The sequence below is a fragment of the Polaribacter batillariae genome (assembly GCF_017498485.1).
GTDB classification, from domain to species: Bacteria; Bacteroidota; Bacteroidia; order Flavobacteriales; family Flavobacteriaceae; genus Polaribacter; species Polaribacter batillariae.
This window is the reverse complement of record NZ_CP071795.1, coordinates 2,259,891-2,276,398: the sequence shown is the minus strand read 5'-3', so window position 1 is coordinate 2,276,398 and position 16,508 is coordinate 2,259,891. Positions and strand designations below refer to the sequence as shown.

The window sequence follows — 16,508 nt, the reverse complement described above, 5'->3', positions numbered from 1 at the left end:
TTACACAATTTCTTTCATATCTTATATAATTTCTAGCTGAAAGAAATACATAACTTAAAAAATAAAGTTAATTTACTGAAAATCAATATTATAATTAATCAAAATAAAATCATATAACAAAAAGAAAAAATTGTGTAACAAAAAAAGTCGTTTATGGTTGTTTCTTTGTAGTATCATTTTAAGTGCAAGTTAAACAAAATTTAATTTGATTAAAAAAACTTAAAAAAGAAAAAAAATATCAATCTTAAAAAACCAACCAATTATGATTACTGTAAATTCTAAATTAAAGGGCTTAAATTTATTCTTTAATAAGTTACAAAAAGAAATTGGGGGCAAGCTAAGCGTTACTGCAGGAGAAAATATTCTTACTCTAAATAATAAAATAGGTAATGGTACTATTCGTTCTATTCGCTTAGAAGATGGTATTAGTTTATTAGAGTTTAGTATAAATGCTAAAAAAGATATACAAATTAGTATAGATTCTAATGCAGGTTCGCACATTAATTTTGTGTACTGTTCTAAAGGAAAAATTTCGCATTCTTTCGAGAAAAAAGAGGCAATAAATACAATTGAGACTTTTCAAACAAGTATTATTTCTAACGTAGTTTCAGAAAAAAATACAATTACTTTGTTTGAAGGCGTAGAAACAAATACAACCATTATTTCTGTAAATACAGCACTTAAAAAAAGAACCTCTTCGATTAATACAACTTTAAAAGAGGCTTTTATAACAAATAAAACAGAAGATTATATTTATTTAGGTTCTTATAACTTAAAAATTGCAGAAAACATTAAACAATTAAGAGCGATTGATAATGAAGGCGTTGTAAAAGCTTTATTAACAAAAGGAATTGTTAATTTAATTTTAGCTTTAGAAATCGAACAACATAAAAAAGATTTAAAAAACCCAGAAATGGCTTCTTCTTCGTTAACAAAAAGCGAAATGGAGTTGATAAAAGAACTAACAGATTACATAAACAACTATCCAGATATGGACCATAGAGTAAACGTTTTAACTCGTAAAATTGGTTTAACTGCGGCAAAAGTGCAAGAAGGTTTTAAATTAATGCACGGTTTAACGGTTTGCGAATATGTAAGAACTGTACGTTTAAAAAGATCGGAAGAGTTAATTGTAAATACCGATTTAAGTATTTCTGAAATTGTGTATAGTTTAGGTTTTTCTAGTCGTAGTTATTTCTCGAAAAAATTTAGAGAAATGTTTAACTGTTCGCCAAGTAACTATAAAAAGAAAAATAGGTTAGCTGTATCAGCATAATATATATCTAATACCAAAATGAATATTTAAAAAGTCCAATAATTAGAAAAAATATATTCTTGTCTTGTAATTGATTTGACTAATTCTTTAGTAAGATTTTCAGATTTATTGGAGATAAACTCTACAATTTGTGGTATTGATTTATAGATTCTGTTTGTAAAGGCTCTTTTATACCAAGCCCATATTTGTTCTGCAGGGTTTACTTCTGGAGAGTATGGAGGTTGAAATATTAAGATGATATTATCAGGAATTTTAATTTTCTTAGCCTTATGAAAAGCCGCATTGTCCACTACCATGACTTTAAGTTCGGTTGAATTTTCTTTGGATAATTCATTCAAAAACAACTCAAAAATATCGGCATTACAGTTTGGGTATTCCAGTAAAAACTTATCCCCGGTAATTGGAGAAAATGCACCAAAGAGATAGGTCGATTTAAACACCTGTTGAAAAGGGCAAATTGGCTTAACGCCTTTCACTGTTAAAGCGCGCCCATTTTTGGTAAACATCCCAAAACGACTCTCATCTTGAAAATAAAGATGGATGCTTTTGTAAGAATCTCGTTTTTCTTTTACGGCTTGTTGGCAAATACGACCAAAGTTTTTTTAAAAGTATCCACAGCTTTAGCATCCTTTTTGATATGTGATTTACGAGCTACTTTTATCTTGGTACCAAATTGATTACGACAGAATACCATAAGACTATTATATTTCACTGTTTTTCCAAATTCTTCTTCTACCCAAATCAACAATTCTTTATAACCGCGAATACCTGATTTGGGATCACTTAGCTTAGCATAAATTTTCTCTCGTTCTTGCTTGGTAAACATAAAGGGAGCAGAGGCTGTGGTCTTATGAGCAAGCAGTCCTTTTAAACCACCATTAAGATACATCGTTCGCCATCTTTGAATACTGTTATGATTTACCCCAACTAATTTAGCTAAAGCGTTTTTAGATAGTGGCTCTTTATGTTCTTTAATGACTTGTAGCATTCTAAGTCGTGGAATAAATAAAGCTTTGCTCTTTTTTTGTAATGATTTTAATTCTTTAATACTCTCTTTTACTATAATTTGTTTTGGTAATGCCATCTTTTTATAATGAATTAATTAATAGTCTAATTTACGAAAAATAATAATTAAAACCAAATATTAGTCTAAAAAAATATTCATTTTGGTATAATGATTTTTCATTAGCCACTATCGTGTAGAACACATAAAAAAATAGAAAAAGAAAATAAAAATCTCAAGGTATTTTATCTTGAGATTTTTTGCTATTTATAAAATGTATTTCGAGAAAAATTTACCCTAAAAGATTACTTTTCTTTATCTCGTTTACAAAAGGCTGGCTGTACATTCTCTTTCCTAAAGCAGCATTAATTGCATTGGCAACTGCACCACCAGCAGGTGGTAAACCTGGTTCTCCTAAACCTGTTGGCGATAAATTATTTTCAACAAAATAAACGTCCACTTTCGGAGTTTCGCCCATTCTTATCAACCTATATTTATCGAAGTTTTTATATGCTGGTTTTCCATCTTTAAAAGAAAAATCGGCATACATGGCATGTCCAATTCCATCGATTACACCACCTTCTACTTGGTTTCTTGCTCCTGTTGGGTTTACCACCACACCACAATCTACTGCAACTGTTACTTTTTTAATTATGGGAAACCCATCTTTTAATTCTATTTCTGCAACTTCTGCAACATGTGTATTATGGCTATAATAAGCAGCAAAACCTTGGTAAGTTCCTTTAGTATTTTTACCCCAATTCGATTTTTCTCTTACCAACTTAATGGTGTCTTCCATTCTTTGTCCAGAATACTCGATTCTTTTATCGTCTGTATTTTTTACATTTTGAAGCAAATCTAAACGTAATTGAATGGCATCTACATTTAATTCTGTCGCCAATTCGTCAAAGAAACTTTGCTCAGCAAAGGCTAAAAAATTGGTATATGGTGCTCTCCAAGCTCCTGTGGTTATGTTGCTTTTATAATTGCCCGTTTCTACCTTGTAATTTGGAATACAACCCGCAGGGAAAAAATTTGGAATTAAACCATACATGTTTCCGTTAATAGCAGCTTCTTTTAAGTGATATCCTGTAACTTTTCCATCTTTTAAAGATGCTTTTATTCTGTATTTTATGGCTGGTCTGTAAATTCCCGCAGTCATGTCGTCTTCTCTCGAAAAGACAACTTTTATTGGTTTTTTTGCCAGATTAGAAATTTCTGCAGCTTCCAAAGCAAAATCGCCATACAATCTTCTTCCAAAACCACCACCCATTCTTGTCATTTCTAAATGAATTTCTTCCACTTTTCTTTCTAATAATTTTGCAACTCTGTTTGCAGTCCATTGTGGTGTTTGAATTGGACCCACTAAATGAATTTTATCTGCAGTAACATCTGCATAAAAGTTCATGGGTTCCATACAATTGTGTGGTAAAAATGGCGAATTATAGGTTCTTTCAATTACTTTATCTGCTGTTGAAAATGCCTTTTTTATATTTCCATCTTCTCTTCGAACGTCAAAATCTTTTCCGTCTAAAATTTTGTTTAAAATTTTGTCGTGTTTTTCTGTACTTTCTGCTTTCGAATCTGTTTTCCAAGTCGCAGAAAGTGCTTTTTTACTTTTCATTGCTGCCCAAGTAGAACTTGCCAAAACTGCAATTTTATCTCCAAATTTTAATACATCAGAAACTCCATTTACAGCTTTTGCTTTGGCATCATCATAGGTATCTAATTTTTGTCCAAAAGCTGGTGGTCTTAAAACAGAGGCATACACCATTCCTTCAGTTTTATAGTCTAAACCAAAAAGCGGTTCTCCTGTAATAATTTTATCAATATCTACATTTATAGCATCTTGACCAATAATGGTAAAATCTTTGGTTTCTTTTAGTTGTACTTTTTCTGGAACTTCTAGTAAAGCAGCTTCTTTTACAACAGCTCCATAACCTAATTTTTCTCCTTTTTCGTTAGTTATAATTCCTTTTGAAGCTTTTAAAGTGGTTGCATCTACATTCCATTTTTTTGCGGCTGCATTTACCAACATTTGTTTTGCAGTTGCGCCTGTTTGCCTTAAAGCATCCCAACCTTGACGTATAGATTGGCTTCCGCCAGCAACTTGTCTTGTATAATTTTTAGTATCTAAAATTCCTTGAGCTACTGTTACATTTTTCCATTCTACATCTAATTCTTCAGCAATAATCATTGGCATAGAGGTTTTTACACCTTGTCCTATTTCTGGATTTGGCGAAAAAATAGTTACATAACCTTCATCTGAAATTTTAATAAAAGCATTAAAATCGTTAAAGTTTAAATTGGCAATATCTACTGGCATTTCTGCCTCTTTTTTACAAGCTGTTAATAGGTTAAAACCAATTAATAAACCTCCACTTGCCAAAACAGAGGTTTTTAAAAACCCTCTTCTGCTAAAATTATCTTTTTTATGTAGTTTCATTTTATAGGTTTTTAGATGCTAATTTTACTGCTTTTTCTATTCTATTGTAAGAAGCGCACCTACAAATATTGCCATGCATTGCTTCTCTAATTTCTTCGTCAGTAGGGTTTTTATTTTCTGCTAAAAATGCAGAAGCTGTCATAATTTGTCCTGCTTGGCAATAGCCACATTGTGGTACATCTATTTCTTTCCAAGCTTCTTGTACTGGGTGTTTCCCGTTTTTAGACAAGCCTTCTATGGTTGTAATTTTTACATCATTTAAAACTGAAACTTGCATTTGGCAACTTCTGGTGGCAACTCCATCTATATGCACTGTGCAAGCGCCACATTGTGCAATTCCGCAACCAAATTTTGTACCTACTAAATCGAGTTCGTCTCTTAAAACCCATAATAAAGGGGTGTCTTCATCTACAGAAACAGCCCTGTTTTTTCCGTTAATATTTAAAGTGTAGTTTGGCATAAATAGATATTTTAAAAAATACTGAGGTAAGTTACAAAATTTTAAACTTCGTTTTTTTTAATATTGAAAACATTTTCGTTTTTTTTATCATTTTAACAAAAAAAACAAATACTATTTAAACTATATTTAGTTTTTGAAGTCTAAGCAATATGAAATTAGTACACATACAACATTTGTATAACAGAATTGGTTTTGGTATTACACCAAAAGAAATGGCTCGTTTGTCTAAAAAAAGTAAACAGCAGATTGTAGATGAAATTTTTTCATCCTCCGAAAAAATAACACCCCTAAAAATTGATACCTCTTTTTTAAAAGATATACAACCAAAAGATCTAAAAGACCAAGATAAAAAGCGTGCACTTCAAAAAATAAACAGAGAAAAAGTAAATGATTTTTCTGTTGCGTGGTTTTATCGTATTTTAAATCCGACAGCAATTTTTAGAGAAAAAATGACGTTGTTTTGGGCAAATCATTTTGTGTGTGAGAGTAGAAATAATGTGTTGTTTATTCAAAATTACAACAACGTTTTACGAGAAAATGCTTTTGGAAATTTTAGCGATTTTACAAAAAAAATTTCCAAAGAAGCTGCCATGTTAGGTTATTTAAACAACAAACAGAACCGAAAGAAAAGTCCGAATGAAAATTTCGCCAGAGAATTAATGGAGCTTTTTACATTAGGACAAGGAAATTATACAGAAACCGATATTAAAGAAGCTGCCAGAGCATTTACGGGTTACAATCATAATTTTAGAGGAAAATTTGTGATGAGAAAATATCATCATGACAAAAATGAGAAAACATTTTTTGGAAAAACTGGCAATTTTACTGGAGACGATATTATTGATATAATTCTCGAAAAAGAACAATGTGCACGATTTATTTCAGAAAAAATATATCGCTATTTTGTAAATGAAAACATTAACAAAAATCATATCGATCAAATGGTTGCTGTTTTTTACAAAGAGTATAATATCGAGAAATTAATGCGTTTTGTGTTGCTTTCTAATTGGTTTTATGATGATGAAAATATTTGGACTAAAATAAAATCGCCTATAGAATTTTTAGCAGGAATTTACACAGTGGTTCCTTTTAATTTTAAAAAACCAAAGCAAATTTTATTAATTCAGAAACTTTTGGGGCAAGTTTTAATGCGACCACCCAACGTGGCTGGTTGGCAAACTGGTAAAAATTGGATAGATTCTAACACCTTGGTTAGGCGTTTGCGTTTGCCTTCTATTTTATTGAATAATACTGCAATTACATATTCAGATACTGGAGACGAAGAAGCAATGGTTAACGACTTAAAATCGAAAAAACTAAAAAGAAAAGGGTACATAAAAACAACAGTAGATTGGAATTCGTTTGAGAAAAATTATAAAAAAGAATCGAATAACAAACTCATTTCCTTGTTGTTAACCAACAAAATACTTTCTGGAACCAAAGAATTATTGTTAAAAAATGCAAACATTCCAAAAAAGGATTTTTGCATTCAGTTAATGTCTATTCCAGAATACCAACTTTGCTAAGCTCTCGACTGCACTCGAGATGACAAAATATAATATTATGAAACGTAGAGATTTTTTAAAACAGACTTCTTTTGCCTCTGGAATGTTTTTTGTTCCGCAGTTTTTAAAAGCTTTTGAACAGCAGCTTCCAAAGACTTTTAGTCATAAAAAAGTAGTAATTATTCAGTTAAAAGGGGGTAATGATGGTTTAAATACTGTAGTGCCTTTTAGGAACGATATCTACCATCAACAAAGAAAAAATATTGCCTTAAAAGAAAACGAACTTTTAAAAATTACTGATGAAGTTGGGCTACACAAAAGTTTAAAATCGTTACAAAATTTATATGATAAAGGTTTTGTAAGTATTATTAATAATGTGGGATATCCGAACCCTAATTTATCGCATTTTAGATCTACAGATATTTGGCAAACTGCCAGTGATAGTAACGAATATTTACAAAGTGGTTGGGTAGGAAGATATTTAGATTTTACCAAAGAAAACCCTTTAAAAGCCATAGAAGTAGATGAGTCTTTGTCTTTATTATTAAAGGGAAAAACGCAAAACGGATTGGCAGTTACAGATGCTAAAACGCTGTATAATTCACTTCGTGAACCGTTTTTTAAAAATGTAATCAATCATAATTTAGATGCGCATTTAAGTGAGCATAATTTAGGCTATTTGTACAATACTTTAATTGATGCAAAATCGTCTGCAAAATACATTTTCGAGAAGACAAAAACAAAATCTGCTGCTAACAATTATCCTAAAAACTTGTTCGGAAAACAGCTAAAAACCATTTCTCAATTTATAAATTCTGGTTTAGAAACACAGGTGTATTATGCAGGCTTAACAGGTTTTGATACGCATGCAAATCAGCCCAATACACAAGCAAGATTGTTACAAACCTATGCAGAAAGTATGGAAATTTTTGTGGAAGATTTACAGAAAAACAACCATTTCGATGATGTTTTAATTCTTACTTTTTCTGAATTTGGAAGACGTGTAAAACAAAACGAATCTCAAGGAACAGACCATGGAGCTGCAAATAATGTTTTTGTAATTGGTAAAAATTTAAAGAAGCAAGGTTTGTATAATAATTTGCCAAATTTAAGCGATTTAGATGCCAATGGAAACTTAAAGTATAAAATTGATTTTAGAGAAATCTACGCCACCATTTTAGACAAATGGTTGCAAGTAAATGATAAAGCTATTTTAAATAAATCGTTTTCTAAATTGAGGTTTGTTTAAAGCAAAGAGTGCTAATAATCTGCAGATTATTGAGGCTGTTTTTTCTTAAATTATCTAAATAAAGGAATTTTAATTTTTTCGGTTGGTTTGCTTAATTTCCGGGTTTTTATTCTTAATCGCTGTTCTTTGTTCTTCTTTTGATGGTTTCTCTAAATTTTGTTGTTATTGCGTAACTTTTTTCGATAACTAATGTCAAAAATAAACGAAATCTAAAGACGTAGTAACGGTTTCTGTAATTTTTTTAGATGCAGAATTAGCAAGTATAATGCCATTTGTTATTTAAAATTACCATAATAAAGCGCCTTTTTTTCTAAATCTTGTTATACTTTTCAAGAATATTCGTTACTCTAAATATAAGATGAAAACAAAAGATTTCGAAAATAAAATACTTTCACTCTCAGATCAAGTTTATAGAATGGTTTATCGAATGCTTCAAAATCACGAAAGCTCCGAAGATGCTGTTCAAGAAATAATGATAAAACTTTGGGATAAACGTAAAAAAATTCGAAATCACCCTAATATTCCTGGTTTTGTGTTTTTAACAGCACGCAATTATTGTTTCGATCTTTTAAAGAAAAAAAAGCCGAATTTTAATTCCTCTGAGTATCAATTGAAAAGAGTAGAATCGGATACGAATTTGCATCAAATTGAATGGAGAGAACTTACCGAAAATGTTAAAAAAATTTTAAAAGAATTACCCCCAAAACAAGCGGAAGTAATGTTGTTGAGAGATCTTGATGGTTTCGAATTTAAAGAAATAGCCATTATTACAAATCAAAAAATAGCACATGTTAGGGTTTTATTATCGAGAGCCAGAAAACAAGTTGGTGTACAATTAACTAAAATATATAATTATGAATATCCAAAAATCTGATGATTTAAAAGATAAGTATTTTACTGCTAAAACGACACTTGAAGAAGAAAAATTGCTTTTTAACAGTAAAAATAGAACTCCAGAAATAGAAAAATGGGCAGCTTATGTGAAAAAAAATAAAGCAGAAATTCCTTCTAATTTAAAAGATTCTGTTTGGAATGCCATTCGAAATAAAGAAAAAAAGAAAAGACAAAAATTAATTCGTTTTTCTGGAATTGCAGCGTCTGTCGTTTTATTTTTATCGGTATTCATTTATAATTACACGAATAAAATAAAATATAAAAAAAACGAAGCTTTATTAAACGAAGCTTTATCCATGTTTCCTGAAGAAAATATCGTAAAAAAACAGCAAATTTTTTATGAAGACAACATGGTTATTGTTTACTTAGAATCAAAATAATTTTTACGAATATTATTAATCATTTAAAACTAAATTATGAAAAAATACTCATTGCAATTTTTGTATCCTGTATATCTATTGCTCATTTTTCTGCACAAGACAAATTAAAAGTTGAAATAAAAAAAGAGAAAAAACCAGATGTTTATATAGACGGAATAAAGTATAATTATGCCATTGTTAATTTACTTGATCAAACTAAAATTGAATCTATAAATATTCTAAAAGACGAAAAAACTTTAAAAACATACAAAGCTCCAAATGGTGTTATTTTAATTAAAACGAAAAAAAACATTAAACAAAACCTTACTATTGACGAAAAAACAACAACTGGTAAAAAAGAACCGCTTGTAATTATTAATGGAAAAGTTGCAGACAAAGCAACATTATCGAATCTATCTCCTCAAAATATTAAGTCTATGGAAGTATTAAAAGGAAAGGAAGCAATAAAACAATACAAGGCTTTAAATGGTGTTATTATTATAAAAACTAATAAATAACATAAGTTCGATGTAAATTATCTACTTTAATGCTCATTAACAGGTCTTTAATTTAATATGTACGATATTTTTTAGTCTTTTCTAATTAGCTTGAAAACATCTGTAAATTCAGTGCTTTCAGAACGGAAGCTAAGTATGTAAATCAATAAAAACTTACTAATAATTGTTTATTACAACTTCACTGTTATTCGAATTATTTAATTAGCTCTAGAAATAATATTGGTTGGTAAAACCTTATAGTTAAAATTTACAAATAACCTCACTTTAAAACAATAATCGGCATTTTTACAATTCTCGGTATTTTTAAAACCATTTTTTGAATATAATTTAGGTTGAAAAAAAGGTTTTATAAATAACTTATAATTAGATAATTAAAAACTCGTTATCCCTGAGCTCAGGGATAAGCATCCCTGAATTCAGGGATGCAAAAAATATACGGTCTTCAGGGGTTGACAAGCTTCTTTTAAACACTTATGTTTATAGAATATTATTTACATAATAAAAAAATTAAGAACATTAAGAACAGTTGGCAATCATTTTATTCCCAATAGTTGGAAGATTAAAAAGACCATGAATTTATATATAAAGATTCTTTATACAAAATGAATTTTCATAGTTTTGGTTGGAAAAGTGACTTCAATTTGGTTAAAAAAACGGCAACAAGTCTTACTTTTGAGTTGCTTTCATCAGAAAATAGCAGAAAACAATATCCTTTTGAATTTAAATTACAAATCGAATATGTTATTCATGGAAATAGTTTAGACGTAAATTATTTTGTGGAAAATCCTGCAGAAAAAGAAGATTTATATTTTTCAATTGGTGGACATCCAGCTTTTTAATATTCCTCTAAAAATAGGGCAAAAGAGAGATGAATATCAGCTTGTTTTTGATAATAATAATAATACAATGCCAAAATCCAGAGATAAAGAAAGTAGTTTGTTTGTAGATACTTATACTCAGTTTTTCGATAAAGGTGGCGTTTTACAAATTAAAGACAGCACTTTTATTGAAGGTACTTTGGTGTTTAATCCGAATCCGTTTTCGAAAGCAACTTTGGTTCACAAACTTACAAAAGAACCGTTTTTTACAATTCATTTTAAAAATTTCCCTTATGTCTCAAAAAGACCCGAAGACGCCATTTATTGCCATTGATCCTGGTATGTTGTTGCAGACGACGTTTATCATAATAGAGAATTCACACAAAAAGAAGGCATACAAATTTTAAAACCCAAAAAGGAGTTTCGTTCTTCTTATGCTGTTGAGGTTTATTAGAGTTTGTGAACTTGACTTTCTTAAAAAAAAACACTATCTTCGTTTAACTTCTGATATAAAACATTGAAACGTTTTATATCATTAATAGTTATGGGCAATTAAACGAACATTATGGTTAAAAGAAATCAATGAGATGGCAAAAAAAAGGACTAATTTCGGGAAAACCAGAAGGTATTGAAAATGGGTTAACTCTTTCGCGTTTAAAATTTGGTTTTAATTTAGCTTATGCTCAATCTGAAAGTGGTGGTGATGGTAGTTGGTGGAATGACCCTAGTGCTTTTGGAACAATGTGGACATTAGCTCTAGCTGAACCAACTCCTATTGGAGAAGCTGTTGCAGGAATAGTTACTGGTATAGTAGGTATTATTTAGTAATAACTAGGTCAGAATGTATTGCTGAATATGTTAGTTGTAAACTTTATACCTCAAATAGTAACTGTGGAGATTGTCTTCATTTTTGTATAGTTCAAGGTTATTGGAATTGTTAAAAAAATATTATGATAGGATTTGAATTAAATATTAATAAAAAGAAGATTTCTGCTGCATTGGAAAATGGAGTTGTATCAATAATTCTAACAAAGTTATCTGACGAATTTATAGATTCCATTGATTTGGATTTTACTGGACTTAATACTTCTGAAAAAGGAAACGAAGAAGCATTAGACTGGTATAAGTCTCAATTAAAAGTAGGTGACGAACTGACAATTAAAGTTAAAGATATACCGAAAAATTCATTACCAAAAGAGGTAAGGAAAAAAAATCGTACTTTAGAAAATGAACGAAAATTAAAAACATATCGCACTCTAAAAAAAGAATTGGAAGAACAAGGGTTGATTTAAAAAAAGCCCATAACACGGTATATAAAAAATAGCAGTTAAGAGCTAAGCTAAAAGTTTCGTTCTTTTCTGTTATTATTTTTTATAAATTGAAAAGAATATAACTTTTATTCTGCTACTTTCCATAAACAAAACCGTTAAACGAACCAACTCAATTATACTGCACCTTCCTTATCACACGCATGGCTTCTTTATAATTAATATAAGTTGTTTTATCTTCTAAATTTTTAATGTAGTGCTTTGCTTTTTTCAAATGCTCTGCAACGTCTAAAAAACCGTGTAAATAACAAATTAAATAATTGGTTGGCAGTCTTAAAACATCTAAATATTCAGTTTTAGAAAGGGGTTTGTTTTCTTCTATTTTTTTAACAATGGCATTGCAATTATAATACATATGGTAGATAATTTCTGCATCGAATTTTGGGGGCTCAAAAAGAAATTCTTTAACTATATCATGTTTGCCATTGTTCTTAAAATGGATAATTGTTTTCTCTAAAGGATAGTATTTTTCTTGCTTTTCTAAGCCTAAATAAATGTATTCTGTAACAATAAAAGAGTTGCTGTTATAACTAATTTGAACATCGTCTAAAGCAGAGAAAAAGAGTTTTACTTGTTCGTTTATCAACTCTATATCTACTCTAGAGAAAAATTCTTTACCATTTATAATTTTACTTTCTCCAGCCCAACACAACACAAAGAAGGCATACAAATTTTAAAACCCAAAGAGGAGTTTTGTTCTTCTTATGCTGTTGAGGTTTATTAGAGTTTGTGAACTTGACTTTCTTGAAAAAAACTACTATCTTCGTTTAACTTCTGATATAAAACATTGAAACGTTTCATATCATTATAGTTGTGCCCAATTAAAAATTCTGTTTTACAACTTAACTCAAGATAAATTATTTTACCAAGAATGAAACCACGATAAGAAATAACATCATCTATTTTAAAATTAATCACTTATATTTCAGAGAAAATATTAAGTAATGTAATTTATTAAATAAACCTTTACCAAAATTGGGGAAACAGTTTTTTATTTTTAAGTTTGCTATAAATTTAAAAATAATTATATGAATATGAAAAAAAATATTTTAATATTTGCTATTTTACTGACTTGTAATTTTTTATTAGCTCAAAAAAAAGGACGTTTTTTAATTGGGGGAGATTTCAATTATTCATCTCAAAAATTTGAAGGATCTGACAATTCTGGAAATATAATTGATGATAATTTAGGATACTCTTTTAGTCTAAATACAAAAGTGGGTTACCTATTTAATCAATCAAATATAGAAATTGGTATTAGTTTGGGTTACTCTAAATCAGATAGAAATGAAAGTAGTAATTTTAATCCAAATCAATCTTGGGATAATGAATTTAAAGGTTATTCTTTTTCACCCTATATTAAAAAATATTTTCCTGTAAATAGTAATTTTTCTTTCACTTTAGATGCTTTCTTTAGCATTTTTTATGGTGAGTCATTTTATAGCCAAAGACAAGTGCAATCTGACTTAATAAATAAATCTTTTGGAATAAGACCTGGTATATTTTATTTTTTAACTAAAAACATCGCCTTAAACTCTAATATTGGTTTTATAGGATATAGAGAAAATAAATATAAAAATCAAGAAGGAGAAGCATATGATAAAAATAAATTTTTTGATGCAAATTTCGGTTTCACAAATTTATTTATAGGAGTTACCTACTTTTTTTGATTTTTCTTAATATTTAAGATTTGAAATATTCGAATGGATTAATAGAATACAAACAGCAATAGCGAAGGAAGAGGCAAAAAGTATTATATAAATAAAGATGGAACTTTTAACTATAGAATTACCATTAAGGAATCTTTATTTAGTTTACCGATAGAAATAAATTTTAACCAACTAATTAATATATATAATTTTAGTATATAAAAACTGTGCACAACAAAATATAAAAATTAATTATAAATTTGTCTAAACTTTTGGGTGCACATCACTTTCTATCTGTGATTTATTTGCTAACTCTAATGCTTAAACACGCAACTAATCTTATACAAAACCGTTAAACGAACCAACTCAATTATACTGCACCTTCCTTATCACACGCATGGCTTCTTTATAATTAATATAAGTTGTTTTATCTTCTAAATTTTTAATGTAGTGCTTTGCTTTTTTCAAATGCTCTGCAACGTCTAAAAAACCGTGTAAATAACAAATTAAATAATTGGTTGGCAGTCTTAAAACATCTAAATATTCAGTTTTAGAAAGGGGTTTGTTTTCTTCTATTTTTTTAACAATGGCATTGCAATTATAATACATATGGTAGATAATTTCTGCATCGAATTTTGGGGGCTCAAAAAGAAATTCTTTAACTATATCGTGTTTGCCATTGTTCTTAAAATGGATGATTGTTTTCTCTAAAGGATAGTATTTTTCTTGCTTTTCTAAGCCTAAATAAATGTATTCTGTAACAATAAAAGAGTTGCTGTTATAACTAATTTGAACATCGTCTAATACCAAAATGAATATTTAAAAAGTCCAATAATTATACCATTTAAACTTTGAATTCAAGATAATATTTATTATCTTTCGAGGTAAAATTTATTATCTTTCAATATGCCAAAGAAAATTACCTTATCCATTAAAGAAGAATCTGTTGAATTGCGAAAACTATATGAGTCTACCACTACAGAATTACGAAGAGATCGTTTAAAAATGTTATACTACATAAAGTCCGGGAAATACATCTATCGTAATGCGATCGCAAAGAAGCTTGGCAGACGTCCAACCACCATAGGCAATTGGATTAAAGACTATGAAACAGGAGGCCTTTCAAATTTATTAGAAATACATAGCGGAGGTAATAATACCGTTCATATTTCAGATAGAGCAAAAGCCTATATCTCCAAGACATTATCTAATAGCGATACCACCATAACTTCCTATATAGAGTTACAAGCTCGTATAGCCGAAGATTTATCAGAGATAATAAATTATGGTGCACTTTATGCACATTGTAGGCGAAAACATAAGTCTAAGCTAAAAGTATCAAGAAAGTCACACTATAAAAAAGACCCGAAAGCCGAAATGGTTTTTAAAAAACCTAGAAAAAACTTTTAAATTATTTAGAACAAAACTAAATAAAAATAACTTTGAATCGGTCAATTTATTTTTTCAAGATGAATCTCGTTTTGGATTAATCACCAAACAAAAAAGAGTCATTACAGCTAAAGGCGTTAAACCTATAGCAAAGTACAAACATAGTTATCAGAGTAAATGGCTATGGGGAAGTTTTTCACCCATTACCGGTGAGAGTTTCTGCATGCTAACAGATACTGTGTGTAAAGACTTTTTTATTGAGTATTTAACAGACTTAAGTGCCTGTAATCCTTTGGAACTAAAAATTGTAATTATTGACAATGCAGCTTTCCACTCTACTAAAGATGTAAAATTGCCTGATAATATTATTTTATTACCTATCCCTGCATATTGCCCTGAACTAAATCCAGCTGAAAAAGTTTGGCAATACCTTAAAAGTAAAATTGCAATGAAAATTTATGACACTTTAGATATACTAGAATCCAAAATAGAGCACCTAGTTTATCAAATGGATAATAAGACCATTAAGTCTATAACCGGATATGAATTTTATCTAAAATCTTTTTATAACGTTTTTAATGTTTAAATGGTATTATATTTAATATCATTTATCAAAAAACAAACAAACAAATGTCGATATCAGATTTATATTTTAACGGAGAGCATAAAAAAGAAATTGGGCATTTTGCAAACATTGTAAAAATTGCAAAAGCAGACGGAAAAATTAGCGAAGAAGAAAAAGCGTTGTTAATTAAAACGGGTAAAAGATTAAATATTAGTTTAGAAGAATTTACAGCCATTATAAACAATCCCGAAAAATTTCCTATAAATCCGCCAATTAGCTACGATGAAAGAATAGAACGTTTGTATCGTTTAACAAAAATGGTTTTGGTAGATGGAGAAGCCGCTTTAAAGGAAGTAAAATTATTAAGAAAAATTGCAGTTGGTTTGCATTTTTCTATAGATAATGCAGAAAAAGTTTGCGACGAAGCGATACATTTAGTGATGAATGATAATAATTTAGAAGATTTTACTTCGGCGATTAAAAAGATAAATCTTGTGTAAAAGTTTAATCTAAAATATTTGTTGGCAAACCGTCTATACTTTCTTGATTTCTGTTTTTCCAATAGTTTTTAATGCCTTTTTCGCCTTGTTCTTTTGCCCAATTGTTTAAATCGTTTCTTTCTCCTTTATATTCAAAATAAGGAATAGACATTCCGCAAGATGTTTGGGCAGATTCCACTTTAATATCAAAAATTTGACGTGTTCCAGGAATTTCTGGAAACAAGGAAATAAGCTCGTTCCAAGAAGCATCGCCTTCTTTTATTTCTTTTCCTTTTCCGTACAAACGTAAAATATTTGGCACTTTTTCGAACGAACAAAACATTATAGTAATGCGTTTGTTTTCTAGTAAATGTGCAGCAGTTTCGTTGCCACTTCCAGTAACATTTAACCATAAAACGCGATTTTCTTCGATAATTCTAAAAGAATCCATTCCTTTTGGCGATACATTAATTCTGCCTGAAGTTAGCGCAGTTGCTACAAAAAATATTTTTTGAGCTTCTATAAATTTTTGAAGTCGAGAGGTAATTTTAGTGTAGAATTTAGACATGT

General features: G+C 29.3%; 20 protein-coding genes. 13 read left to right on the top strand and 7 right to left on the bottom strand.

Features of this window, described 5'->3' with window-relative positions; translation table 11 throughout:
• Nucleotides 1–262 precede the first annotated feature (262 nt).
• Entirely contained in the window at nt 263–1,276 is a 1,014-nt protein-coding gene (locus JL193_RS09965; RefSeq protein WP_207970666.1) for a helix-turn-helix domain-containing protein, read from the top strand.
• 26 nt (nt 1,277–1,302) lie between these two features.
• On the opposite strand, the gene JL193_RS09960 is transcribed toward JL193_RS09965, so the two are convergent.
• From JL193_RS09960 to JL193_RS09945, 4 genes are all read right to left on the bottom strand, one after another.
• Nucleotides 1,303–1,818: an IS630 family transposase gene (locus JL193_RS09960; protein WP_243456897.1), complete on the bottom strand. Its 516-nt coding sequence runs from the start codon at nt 1,816–1,818 to the stop codon at nt 1,303–1,305.
• Nucleotides 1,819–1,844: 26 nt separating this feature from the next.
• Entirely contained in the window at nt 1,845–2,360 is a 516-nt protein-coding gene (locus JL193_RS09955; protein WP_207970665.1) for a helix-turn-helix domain-containing protein, read from the bottom strand.
• 211 nt (nt 2,361–2,571) lie between these two features.
• Complete coding sequence (locus JL193_RS09950) at nt 2,572–4,725, bottom strand: xanthine dehydrogenase family protein molybdopterin-binding subunit (protein WP_207970664.1); 2,154 nt, start codon at nt 4,723–4,725, stop codon at nt 2,572–2,574.
• Between the two features lies 1 nt (nt 4,726).
• A complete protein-coding gene (locus JL193_RS09945; protein WP_207970663.1) occupies nt 4,727–5,185 on the bottom strand; it encodes a (2Fe-2S)-binding protein in 459 nt (152 codons plus the stop codon).
• 149 nt (nt 5,186–5,334) lie between these two features.
• Here JL193_RS09945 and JL193_RS09940 point away from each other — a divergent pair, with 149 nt between their 5' ends.
• The 8 genes from JL193_RS09940 to JL193_RS09905 all read left to right on the top strand — a co-directional run bounded on the left by JL193_RS09940 (nt 5,335) and on the right by JL193_RS09905 (nt 11,820).
• The gene (locus JL193_RS09940; protein ID WP_207970662.1) at nt 5,335–6,711 is read left to right on the top strand and encodes a DUF1800 domain-containing protein; all 1,377 of its coding nucleotides are present in this window, start codon (nt 5,335–5,337) and stop codon (nt 6,709–6,711) included.
• A 37-nt stretch (nt 6,712–6,748) separates the two neighbouring features.
• Nucleotides 6,749–7,939: a DUF1501 domain-containing protein gene (locus tag JL193_RS09935; RefSeq protein ID WP_207970661.1), complete on the top strand. Its 1,191-nt coding sequence runs from the start codon at nt 6,749–6,751 to the stop codon at nt 7,937–7,939.
• Between the two features lie 358 nt (nt 7,940–8,297).
• Nucleotides 8,298–8,813, top strand: a complete 516-nt coding sequence (locus JL193_RS09930; RefSeq protein ID WP_207970660.1) for a GFO_1088 family ECF-type sigma factor — start codon at nt 8,298–8,300, stop codon at nt 8,811–8,813.
• A complete protein-coding gene (locus JL193_RS09925; RefSeq protein WP_207970659.1) occupies nt 8,794–9,213 on the top strand; it encodes a hypothetical protein in 420 nt (139 codons plus the stop codon). Before JL193_RS09930 ends, JL193_RS09925 begins: the two co-directional genes overlap by 20 nt.
• 1,099 nt (nt 9,214–10,312) lie before the next feature.
• Nucleotides 10,313–10,549, top strand: coding sequence for an aldose epimerase family protein (locus JL193_RS09920; RefSeq protein WP_207970658.1), 237 nt, complete (start codon nt 10,313–10,315; stop codon nt 10,547–10,549).
• On the top strand, nt 10,530–10,862 hold the full coding sequence (locus JL193_RS09915; protein ID WP_207970657.1) for an aldose epimerase family protein: 333 nt from the start codon (nt 10,530–10,532) through the stop codon (nt 10,860–10,862). Before JL193_RS09920 ends, JL193_RS09915 begins: the two co-directional genes overlap by 20 nt.
• A gap of 248 nt (nt 10,863–11,110) precedes the next feature.
• Nucleotides 11,111–11,353 carry a hypothetical protein gene (locus JL193_RS09910; RefSeq protein ID WP_207970656.1) on the top strand — a complete coding sequence of 81 codons (243 nt, stop codon included), beginning with the start codon at nt 11,111–11,113 and terminating at the stop codon, nt 11,351–11,353.
• A 125-nt stretch (nt 11,354–11,478) separates the two neighbouring features.
• Nucleotides 11,479–11,820, top strand: a complete 342-nt coding sequence (locus JL193_RS09905) for a hypothetical protein (RefSeq protein WP_207970655.1) — start codon at nt 11,479–11,481, stop codon at nt 11,818–11,820.
• Between the two features lie 148 nt (nt 11,821–11,968).
• On the opposite strand, the gene JL193_RS09900 is transcribed toward JL193_RS09905, so the two are convergent.
• The gene (locus tag JL193_RS09900; protein WP_207970654.1) at nt 11,969–12,526 is read right to left on the bottom strand and encodes a DUF5929 domain-containing protein; all 558 of its coding nucleotides are present in this window, start codon (nt 12,524–12,526) and stop codon (nt 11,969–11,971) included.
• A gap of 364 nt (nt 12,527–12,890) precedes the next feature.
• On the opposite strand from JL193_RS09900, the gene JL193_RS09895 reads away from it, so the two are divergent.
• Nucleotides 12,891–13,526: an outer membrane beta-barrel protein gene (locus JL193_RS09895; RefSeq protein WP_207970653.1), complete on the top strand. Its 636-nt coding sequence runs from the start codon at nt 12,891–12,893 to the stop codon at nt 13,524–13,526.
• Nucleotides 13,527–13,871: 345 nt separating this feature from the next.
• Here the strand turns inward: JL193_RS09895 and JL193_RS09890 are convergent, their stop codons facing one another.
• Nucleotides 13,872–14,315 carry a DUF5929 domain-containing protein gene (locus tag JL193_RS09890; RefSeq protein WP_207970652.1) on the bottom strand — a complete coding sequence of 148 codons (444 nt, stop codon included), beginning with the start codon at nt 14,313–14,315 and terminating at the stop codon, nt 13,872–13,874.
• A gap of 96 nt (nt 14,316–14,411) precedes the next feature.
• On the opposite strand from JL193_RS09890, the gene JL193_RS09885 reads away from it, so the two are divergent.
• Genes JL193_RS09885 through JL193_RS09875 form a run of 3 tightly spaced genes read left to right on the top strand, consistent with a single transcriptional unit; the run spans nt 14,412 to nt 15,959 of the window.
• Nucleotides 14,412–14,915, top strand: a complete 504-nt coding sequence (locus JL193_RS09885) for a helix-turn-helix domain-containing protein (protein WP_207970553.1) — start codon at nt 14,412–14,414, stop codon at nt 14,913–14,915.
• The gene (locus JL193_RS09880) at nt 14,860–15,480 is read left to right on the top strand and encodes an IS630 family transposase (RefSeq protein ID WP_207973431.1); all 621 of its coding nucleotides are present in this window, start codon (nt 14,860–14,862) and stop codon (nt 15,478–15,480) included. Before JL193_RS09885 ends, JL193_RS09880 begins: the two co-directional genes overlap by 56 nt.
• A gap of 44 nt (nt 15,481–15,524) precedes the next feature.
• The gene (locus JL193_RS09875; protein WP_207970651.1) at nt 15,525–15,959 is read left to right on the top strand and encodes a TerB family tellurite resistance protein; all 435 of its coding nucleotides are present in this window, start codon (nt 15,525–15,527) and stop codon (nt 15,957–15,959) included.
• A 4-nt stretch (nt 15,960–15,963) separates the two neighbouring features.
• Here JL193_RS09875 and JL193_RS09870 read toward each other — a convergent pair whose 3' ends face one another.
• Nucleotides 15,964–16,506, bottom strand: coding sequence for a pyridoxamine 5'-phosphate oxidase family protein (locus JL193_RS09870; RefSeq protein ID WP_207970650.1), 543 nt, complete (start codon nt 16,504–16,506; stop codon nt 15,964–15,966).
• Nucleotides 16,507–16,508 lie beyond the last annotated feature (2 nt).